Origin of the sequence: Pseudomonas abietaniphila (genome assembly GCF_900100795.1) — a bacterium.
GTDB lineage: Bacteria > Pseudomonadota > Gammaproteobacteria > Pseudomonadales > Pseudomonadaceae > Aquipseudomonas > Aquipseudomonas abietaniphila.
Window position 1 is genome coordinate 1 of record NZ_FNCO01000052.1, and the last position, 1,102, is coordinate 1,102.

Below are 1,102 nucleotides of genomic sequence, written 5' to 3' on the forward strand. Positions count from 1 at the left end.
GACCAGCAAGCCGCCATTCTCTTTGGCATCCGCGGGCAAAACAGCATCGGGGAATGGAAGAGGCTGTACCATGCCGGAGGTATCAATGCGCTGAAGCCGCATCGGGAGAGAGAGCCTGCCATGCCCCAAAAACCATCTGAAAAAGCTGTACAGCCTTGCCCTGGCGATGACGAGCGTACTCGCCAGGAACTGCTCGATGAGCTGGGTTACCTGCGAGCGGAGAATGCCTACTTAAAAAAGCTCGATGCCTTGATCCGGGAGCAGAATGCAGCGCGAGCCAAAAAGCGCACATAATCCAGGGGTTGAGGCATGAGCATTCGATGCGATGGCTGTTGCGTGCTGCCGGCTTGGCCCACAGCACGTTCTACTATCAGGCCAAGGCCGTTGCCCGCGATAAACACGCCGGGCTCAAGGCTCACGTGCGACGCATCTATGAGCAGCACAAGGGACGTTACGGCTATCGCCGTATCACCGCGGTCCTGAGACAGATAGGCGAACATGCCAATCACAAGACGGTACAGCGGTTGATGCAGATGATGGGGCTCAAGTCGTTGGTCAGGATCAAGAAATATCGCTCCTACAAAGGCCCGGAGGGCGAGACAGCGCCTAATCGGTTGGCGCGCCAATTCAAGGCCGACCTTCCCGACCAAAAATGGGTGACCGATGTCACCGAGTTCAAGGTCAACGGGCAAAAGCTTTACCTGTCGCCAGTACTGGATCTTTGTACCCGGGAGATCGTGGCTTACCAGACCAGCAGGCGGCCGGTGTTTGAGCTGGTGTCAAAAATGCTGGAGAAGGCTCTGGCACGACTGGGTCCAGGACAGACTCCTTTGCTGCACTCGGACCAGGGGTGGCAGTATCGTCAGGTTAATTACCGGCATCGGCTGGCCCAAAAAGGCCTTCAACAAAGCATGTCGCGTAAAGGGAACTGCTACGACAACGCTGTGATGGAGCGCTTCTTCGGCACTCTGAAAAGTGAGTTTTTTTACCTTGAGCACTTCGACACCGTTGAGCAATTAGAAGCCGGGCTCGACGAGTACATCCATTACTACAACCACGAGCGGATCAGCATGAAGCTCAACGGCCTCAGTCCGGTACAATT

Annotated in this window: 1 pseudogene; it reads left to right on the plus strand. The window is 55.7% G+C overall.

The features are described from left to right. Positions 1–1,102: pseudogene (locus BLS87_RS33305) on the plus strand (IS3 family transposase); the annotation flags it as partial.